Here is a 7,191-nt window from a genome sequence, read left to right on the forward strand (position 1 = left end):
CGAATCTTTTGACCTGGCCTTCGGCCAGGAAGAAATTCGCGCCTGAAGGCGCTCCTACAGGGCGTTATGGCAGGATGGCGGCCTGCACTCCACGCTCCCGATTCCATGACCGAACTCGTCCCCGTCCTGCTTTCCGGCGGCTCCGGCACGCGCCTGTGGCCGCTGTCGCGCGAAACCCATCCCAAGCAGTTCCAGCCGCTGGTGGGGGAAAAATCGCTGCTGCAGGCCACCTGGCAGCGGCTCGAGGGGCTGGCCGGGCTCGCCGCGCCGATCGTCGTCGCCAACGAGGACCACCGTTTCATGGTGGCCGAGCAGCTGCGCCGCGTTGGCGCCACGGCCAGCGCCATCGTGCTCGAGCCGGTGGGCCGCAACACCGCCCCGGCGATTGCGGTGGCCGCCCTGCAGGCCCGCGCCGGCGGCGCCGACCCGCTGCTGCTCGTGCTGCCCTCGGACCACGTGATCGCCGACGAAGCCGGCTTCCGCGCCGCCGTGCAGGCCGCCTGCGCCGCGGCGGGGGAGGGCGCCCTGGTCACCTTCGGCATCGTCCCGACGGGCCCCGAAACCGGCTACGGCTACATAAAAGCCACCGCGAACCCTGTAGGAGCGCCTTCAGGCGCGAATCCCTTCCTGGCTGAAAGCCAGGCGAAAAGATTCGCGCCTGAAGGCGCTCCTACAGTCAGCGGGGTGGAAAGGTTTGTCGAAAAACCCGACAAAACCACCGCGGAAACCTACGTCGCCAGCGGGGATTATTTCTGGAACTCGGGCATGTTCCTGTTCCGGGCCTCGGCCTACCTGGCCGAGCTGGAAAAACACGCCCCGGCCATGGTCGCCGCCGCCCGCGAGGCCCTGGAAAGGGGCCAGCGCGACGTCGATTTCCTGCGCCTGGACCGCGCCGCCTTCGAAGCCTGCCCGGCCGACTCCATCGACTACGCCGTGATGGAAAAAACCGACAAAGCGGCGGTCCTGCCCATCGACGTCGGCTGGAACGACGTCGGCAGCTGGAAAGCCCTGTGGGAAATCGCCGACCAGGACCCGGACGGCAACGCCCACCACGGCGACGTCATCGCCATCGACTGCCGCAATACCCTGGCCTGGGGCGGGCGCCGGCTGGTCAGCCTGCTGGGCCTGGACGACGTGATCGTGGTCGACACCGACGACGCCCTGCTGGTCGCCGCCCGCGACCAGGTGCAGCAGGTCAAGGACATCGTCGCCCGCCTGAAGGCCGAGGGCCGCCCCCAGGCCAGCATCCACCGCAAGGTCTACCGGCCCTGGGGCAGCTACGACGGCATCGACAGCGGCGAGCGTTTCCAGGTCAAACGCATCGTGGTGAACCCCGGCGCTGCGCTGAGCCTGCAGATGCACCACCACCGGGCCGAGCACTGGATCGTGGTCAGCGGCTCGGCCCGGGTTACATGCGACGAAAAGGTCTTCCTGCTGGCCGAAAACCAGAGCACCTATATCCCCCTGGGCAGCAAGCACCGGCTGGAAAACCCCGGCAAGGTACCCCTGGAGTTAATCGAGGTTCAGTCCGGCAGCTACCTCGGCGAGGACGACATCGTGCGTTTCGAGGACGTGTACGGGCGCTAGACAGTGATACTGAACCCGACACCGCGGCCGGGCAGCCCGGCGAGAAATTTTCCCGAAAGGCTTTTCTTGTCGCGTCAGGCTGTTAGCCTGTCAGCCTCTGTCCTGTCCGGCTCCGCAGTCCGTTTCTTCCAATATGGATTATTTGCAACTGTGGCAAGAACTTGAGCCCAGGCATTGGGCGCGGGCGGCGTTTTCGCTGGCGCTGGTGACCCTGCTCATCCCGCTGACCCTGCCCCTGGCCCGCCGCTGGGGCCTGCTCGACTGCCCGGGCGGGCGCAAGCAGCACGACTGCCCGATCCCGGTCACCGGCGGGGCCGTCATCCTGATCGCCGTGGTGGCGGGCTTTTTCCTGTTCGAACCCAGTTGGAACCTGCGCGTGGCCGGCTTCCTGGCCGGTGCCGCGATGCTGGTCGCGGTGGGCCAGCTGGACGACAAGTACGACCTGCGCTGGACCCTGCGCATCGGCGCCCAGGCCATCGCCGCCCTGATGCTGTACTGGCTGGCCGGCGTGAAGGCCCACAACCTGCAGGACATCTTCGGCTTCATGGCCGCCAATATCGGCCTGCTGTCGCTGCCGCTGACGGTGGTCGCCGTGGTCGGCATCATCAATGCCCTGAACATGGCCGACGGCGTCGACGGCCTGGCCGGCTCGCTGGCCCTGGTGTCGCTGCTGCTGTTCACCAGCTTTGCCCTGTACGCCGGCGACACCGAGCTGGCCGTGCGCCTGCTGTCGCTGGCGGCGGCGGTGGTCGGCTTCCTGGTCTGGAACACGCGCCTGCCCTGGCAGCCGCGCGCCCGGGTGTTCCTGGGCAACGGCGGCAGCATGCTGCTGGGTTTCATCATCGCCTGGGCGGCGCTGCGGCTTACCCAGAACCCGGCCCACCCGGTGTCGCCGGTGCTGGGGCCCTTCACCCTGGCCCTGCCGCTGATCGACTGCCTGGTGCTGATGGTCCGCCGCCATCGCCGCGGCGCCTCGCCCTTCAAGGCCGACCGCAACCACATGCACCACCTGCTGCTGGACGCCGGCTACCGGCCCTTCCTGGTGGTGGCGCTGATGGCCGGCGGCTCGCTGGCGCTGGGCATCGCCGCCGCGCTGGCCATCAAGCTGGGCGTGTACCGGCCGGTGCTGGTGGGCTGCTTCCTGATCCTGGTGGCCGGCTGGTACGTGTTCACCCGCGACCGCGAGGTCGCCGTGGCCCGCCTGCGCCGCCTGCGCGGCGGCGGCCCGGCCCCCGAAGCGGCGCTGCAGGCCGCCCGGGAGGCCCGCGAGAACTGATGATCGACCTGCACTGCCACATGCTGCCGGGCATCGACGATGGCCCGACCACCCTCGACGTGTCCCTGGCCATGGCCCGCCAGGCCGTGGACGACGGCATCCATTTCACCGCCTGCACCCCGCACATCTACCCCGGCCTGTACGAAAACGACCGGGCCGGCATCGAGAAGGCCGTGGAAGAGTTCCGGCGCGAGCTGGCCGCGGCGAAGATTCCGCTGCAGCTGGGCGTCGGCGCCGACACCCACCTGGCGCCCGACCTGGTGGGCAGCATCCGCAGCGGCCGCGTGCCGACGATCTGCGGCAGCCGCTACCTGCTGCTCGAACCCCCGCACCACGTGGCGCCGCCGCGCTTCGCCGAAAGCGTCTTCACGCTGATGGCAGCCGGTTTCGTGCCGGTGATCACCCACCCCGAGCGCCTGAGCTGGATCGAGGACCACTACGCCGTCTTTGGCGACCTGGTGAAGCAGGGCGCCTGGATGCAGCTGACCGCCGGCAGCCTGACCGGCCGCTTCGGCAAGCGCCCGCAGTACTGGTCCGAGCGCATGCTCGACGAGGGCCTGGTGCACCTGCTGGCCACCGACTCCCACCACTGCGACAAGCGCCCGCCGCTGCTGGCCGAAGGCCGCGAGGCCGCGGCCCGCCGCCTGGGCGCCGAGGAGGCCGGCCACCTGGTCGACACCCGCCCCCAGGCCATCCTGGACGACCTGCCGCCGGCCGCCGTGCCGCCCCTGCCCGACGTGCCCAAGCCGGGGTCCCGCAAGCCGGGGCTTTGGCAGCGGGTGTTCGGCAGCCCATAATCCCCCTCCCCCCGATAGAGCCGATTGAATATGAATAGCCTCGTGCTCCGGAGTGTGTTCGCCGCCCTGCTGCTTTCGCTGCTGGCGGCTTGTGCGACTTCGACCAGTAATTCGGTGCGCAGCGGTACTGCGAAAGCCGTCACTGCCACCAATGATCTGGGCGCTCCCGACAGCACCAGCGCTGCGGGTGCCTACACCGGCGCCTCGGAATACCGCGTCGGTGCCCAGGACCTGTTGGAAATCAGTGTCTTCCAGGTCGAAGAGCTCAACCGCACGGTTCGCGTGAACAGCAACGGCCAGATCACCTTGCCGCTGGTGGGCATGGTGCAGGCCGGCGGCAAGACCGTGCAGGAGTTGGAGGCCGAAATCGCCGGCAAGCTGGACGAGAGCTTCCTGCAAAACCCGCAGGTCAGCGTCTTCGTCACCGAGTTCACCAGCCAGCGGGTGACGCTGGAAGGCGCCATCAAGAAGCCCGGCATCTATCCGATCACCGGCAAGACCAGCCTGTTGCAGGCCATCGCCCAAGCCGAGGGCGTAACCGAGCTGGCCAACCTCGACGGCGTGGTGGTATTCCGCACCGTGGAAGGCCAGCGCATGGCCGCCGTGTTCAGCCTGAACCAGATCCGCTCCGGCGACGCCGCCGACCCGCAGGTGTACGGCGACGACATCATCGTGGTCGACCAGTCCGGCGCCAAAACCGGTCTGCAGAAGGTCTTGCAGGCGGTGCCCTTCTTCAATCTTTTCCGCGTGTATTGATCCGCGCCGGCCAGGAAGCCCCCAGGAATGTCCGAGAACAACGAATCCGGTAACAACGGCGAGAACGGCCAGCTGCCCAGTACCCATGTCGCAGGCGATCGCCAGCAGGCGATGATGGCCGCGCGCCAGCAGGCGCTGAGTCTGGACGTGCGCAGCAACGAATCGTCCGACAGCGACGAGATCGATCTGCTGGCCTACTGGCGCGTCCTGGTGAAGCGGCGTTGGACGGTGCTTGGCGCCGCCGGCATCGTGCTGGCCGTCGCACTGGTGGGCACGCTGCTGATGACGCCCATTTACCGGGCGACCACCTCGCTGCAGATCGATCGTGACACGATCAAGGTGGTGGATGTGGAGGGCATCAGCCCTGTGGAAGGCGCGGCCGACAAGGACTTCTACCAGACCCAGTACGAGCTGCTGCAGAGCCGGGCCTTGGCTGAACGCGTGGCTTCGCAACTCGGCCTGGCGGAAGGCGAAGCGCTTGATCGGCTGAGTCCGCCGTCTCCGTGGCAGGCGCTTGGCAACCTGTTCCGCAGTGGCGATGAAGACGAAGCCCTGACGGATGACGAGGCCAATCAGCGCGCCGCGGCGGCCGCGCGCTTCATTATGAATGGGCTGACCGTAGAGCCGGTGCGCAATTCCCGTTTGGTTCGCGTGCATTTCGACAGCCCGGACCCGGATTTCAGCGAGCGGGCCTCCAATGCCATTGCCGAGGCCTTCATCGCCAGCAACTTGGAGCGTCGGTTTGATTCCTCGTCATACGCCAAGACCTACCTCGAAGACCGCCTGGAAGAGCTGAAGCTCAAGCTCGAGGACTCCGAGCGCCAGCTGGTGGAGTTCGCCCAGCAGGAGCAGATCGTCAGCAGCGGCGAGGGCAGTGCCAATCTGAGCGAACAGAACCTCGGCAGCCTGAATTCCGCACTGGCCGAAGTCAGCCGTGACCGCATCCGCGCCGAATCGCGCTGGCGCCAGGCGCAGGCCAGCAAGGGCACGGTGCTGCTGGGCGAGATCGGCGAAAACTCGATCATCAAGTCATTGCAGGAGCGCCTGGCGACCCTGCAGGCCGAGTACCAGGACAAGCTCCGGCTGTACAAGCCCGGCTATCCCCTCATGGTGCAGTTGAAGGGCCACATCGAAGAGGTCGAGCGTCAGATCGCCGCCGAGGTCGCCAACATCAAATCAGCCATCCAGGCCGAATACCTCGCCGCGCAGGAACAGGAACGCCTGCTCAGCGAGCAAATGACTGGCCTGAAGACGGAAGTCCTGGACCTGCAAAGCCGCTCGATCCAGTACAACATCTTCAAACGCGAGGTTGACACCAATCGCGAGCTTTATGATGGACTGCTGCAACGCTACAAAGAAATTGGTGTGGCCGGCGGTGTGTCCAGTAACAACATTGCGGTCGTCGACCGAGCCCAACGGGGCTACAAGTTCAAGCCGAAGCTTGTGCTCAACCTTGCAATTGGGTTGCTCCTAGGCCTCATTCTGGGTGTCGTGCTGGCGGTACTCTTCGAGTTCCTTGACGACACCCTGAAGTCTCCAGAGGACGTCGAAAAGGAGCTGCGCATGTCGGTGCTAGGCGTCATCCCGCTGCTGAAGGCGCCGCTGACGCCGGCCAAGGCGCTGGACGACCCGCGCTCCGCGTTCGCCGAAGCCTACCGATCAGTGCGCACGGCGCTGCAGTTCTCCACGGACACCGGCGTGCCGCGCTGCCTGCTGGTGACCAGCTCGACGCCGGCCGAGGGCAAGTCCACGACGGCGCTGACGCTGGCGAAGAACTTTGCCCAGCTGGGCAAGCGCGTGCTGATCATCGACGGCGACCTGCGCAATCCCTCGCTGCATCGGGTGCTGGGCAAGCCCAACGAAATCGGGCTCAGCAACTACCTGGCCGGTGCCTCCAAGGCCACCGAAGTCATCCAGGCCACCGACACGCCGGGCCTGATGTACATGCCCACCGGCCCGCTGCCGCCCAACCCGGCCGAGCTGCTGATGGGACCGAAGATGGTGAGCCTGGTGTCGATCGCCAGCGAGAAGTTCGACCAGGTGATCATCGACGGCCCGCCGGTGATGGGCCTGGCCGATGCGCCGATCCTGGCCAACCTGGCGCACGGCACCCTGCTGGTGGTCGAGGCGGGGGAAACCCGCATCGGCGTGGCCCGCAATGCGCTCAAGCGCCTGTATTCGGCGCGTGCGCACGTGATCGGCGCGCTGCTGACCAAGTTCAGCGCCAAGCACGCCGGCGGTGCCTACGGTTACGGCGCCTACAACTACTACTCCTACGGCGCCCAGGCCGACACCAAGAAGCTGGCCCACCGGCGATGAAGGACGGGGTGGGGCACGCGCTGGACCAGGCCCTGGCGTTCTGGCGCGCGCCCGCCCTGCTGGCCGCCGCCCGCCAGCGCAGCCTGCCGGACGACGTGCTGGACGTGGTCCGCATCGCCGCCGGCGACAGCAGCGCGATCGCGAAGGGCAGGGAAGTGACGGCGGCCGAACCGGCAGAACTCACCGAAGCCGCCGCCTTCTACCTGCAGCAGCTGCTGTTCGCCCCCGGCACCGACAGCTACCGCGTACTGGGCGTCAACCCCGACGCCCCGGACACACGCATCAAGGAACACTACCGCTGGCTCGCCCGCTGGCTGCACCCCGACCGCAATCCCGACGAGTGGGAGGCCCTCTACGCCGACCGCGTCAACCGCGCCTGGCAGGACCTGCGCACCCCGAGCCGGCGCAGCGCCTACGACGCGCGCCGCGATGACGTCGGAAGCTTCGCGCCTGAAG

General features: G+C 67.4%; 6 protein-coding genes. All 6 read left to right on the forward strand.

Going from position 1 to position 7,191, the window contains the following annotated elements:
- Positions 1–105 precede the first annotated feature (105 nt).
- Positions 106–1,587, forward strand: a complete 1,482-nt coding sequence (locus tag ACE3TE_RS12860; protein ID WP_374605572.1) for a mannose-1-phosphate guanylyltransferase/mannose-6-phosphate isomerase — start codon at positions 106–108, stop codon at positions 1,585–1,587.
- 205 nt (positions 1,588–1,792) lie between these two features.
- On the forward strand, positions 1,793–2,863 hold the full coding sequence (locus ACE3TE_RS12865; protein WP_374605574.1) for an MraY family glycosyltransferase: 1,071 nt from the start codon (positions 1,793–1,795) through the stop codon (positions 2,861–2,863).
- The gene (locus ACE3TE_RS12870) at positions 2,863–3,660 is read left to right on the forward strand and encodes a tyrosine-protein phosphatase (RefSeq protein WP_374605576.1); all 798 of its coding nucleotides are present in this window, start codon (positions 2,863–2,865) and stop codon (positions 3,658–3,660) included. Before ACE3TE_RS12865 ends, ACE3TE_RS12870 begins: the two co-directional genes overlap by 1 nt.
- A gap of 30 nt (positions 3,661–3,690) precedes the next feature.
- Positions 3,691–4,416: a polysaccharide biosynthesis/export family protein gene (locus tag ACE3TE_RS12875; protein ID WP_374605578.1), complete on the forward strand. Its 726-nt coding sequence runs from the start codon at positions 3,691–3,693 to the stop codon at positions 4,414–4,416.
- Positions 4,417–4,443: 27 nt separating this feature from the next.
- Positions 4,444–6,735 (forward strand): GumC family protein, encoded by a 2,292-nt coding sequence (locus tag ACE3TE_RS12880; protein WP_374605580.1) that lies wholly within the window; start codon positions 4,444–4,446, stop codon positions 6,733–6,735.
- The coding region (locus tag ACE3TE_RS12885) for a J domain-containing protein (protein ID WP_374605582.1) at positions 6,732–7,191 on the forward strand (460 nt) is incomplete at its 3' end. The genes ACE3TE_RS12880 and ACE3TE_RS12885, both read left to right, overlap by 4 nt.

The organism is Arenimonas sp. (genome assembly GCF_041919775.1).
In the GTDB taxonomy this organism is placed as follows: domain Bacteria; phylum Pseudomonadota; class Gammaproteobacteria; order Xanthomonadales; family Xanthomonadaceae; genus Arenimonas.

Coding starts and splice junctions, on each gene's coding strand:
- ACE3TE_RS12860 (WP_374605572.1), top strand. CDS start 106: ATGACCGAACTCGTCCCCGTCCTGCTTTCCGGCGGCTCCGGCACGCGC.
- ACE3TE_RS12870 (WP_374605576.1), top strand. CDS start 2,863: ATGATCGACCTGCACTGCCACATGCTGCCGGGCATCGACGATGGCCCG.
- ACE3TE_RS12875 (WP_374605578.1), top strand. CDS start 3,691: ATGAATAGCCTCGTGCTCCGGAGTGTGTTCGCCGCCCTGCTGCTTTCG.
- ACE3TE_RS12880 (WP_374605580.1), top strand. CDS start 4,444: ATGTCCGAGAACAACGAATCCGGTAACAACGGCGAGAACGGCCAGCTG.